Below are 686 nucleotides of genomic sequence, written 5' to 3'. Positions count from 1 at the left end.
TAACCCCATCAATTAACCTTCCGGCACCGGGCAGGTGTCACACCGTATACGTCATCTTGCGATTTTGCACAGTGCTGTGTTTTTAATAAACAGTCCCAGCCACCTGGTCACTGCGGCTCCCGTCCGCTTAGAGAGCAAGTCTCATCACAGATAGGAGCGTACCTTCTCCCGAAGTTACGGTACGATTTTGCCTAGTTCCTTCACCCGAGTTCTCTCAAGCGCCTTAGTATTCTCTACCTGACCACCTGTGTCGGTTTGGGGTACGATTCGGTATAATCTGAAGCTTAGAGGCTTTTCCTGGAAGTATGGCATCAGCAACTTCACACCCTTGGGTGCTCGTCTCGTGTCTCAGCCTAACAGCAACCCGGATTTACCTAAGTCACTAGCCTACTCACTTTCACATGGACAACCATCGCCATGCTTGCTTAGCCTTCTCCGTCCCCCCATCGCAATTATACCAAGTACGGAAATATTAATCCGTTTCCCATCGACTACGCCTTTCGGCCTCGCCTTAGGGGTCGACTTACCCTACCCTGATTAACATGGGATAGGAACCCTTGGTCTTCCGGCGTGCGGGTTTTTCACCCGCATTATCGTTACTCATGTCAGCATTCGCACTTCTGATACGTCCAGCATACCTCCCGGTACACCTTCAACCGCTTACAGAACGCTCCCCTACCACTCAT

At 51.0% G+C, this 686-nt stretch carries 1 rRNA gene; it reads right to left on the bottom strand.

From position 1 onward, the window contains the following. Positions 1-686: ribosomal RNA gene (locus PSH48_RS20685) — 23S ribosomal RNA — on the bottom strand; the annotation flags it as partial.

Origin of the sequence: Pseudoalteromonas sp. Angola-4 (assembly GCF_028599265.1) — a bacterium.
GTDB classification, from domain to species: domain Bacteria; phylum Pseudomonadota; class Gammaproteobacteria; order Enterobacterales; family Alteromonadaceae; genus Pseudoalteromonas; species Pseudoalteromonas atlantica.
This window is presented reverse-complemented; position numbering and strand designations above follow the sequence as displayed.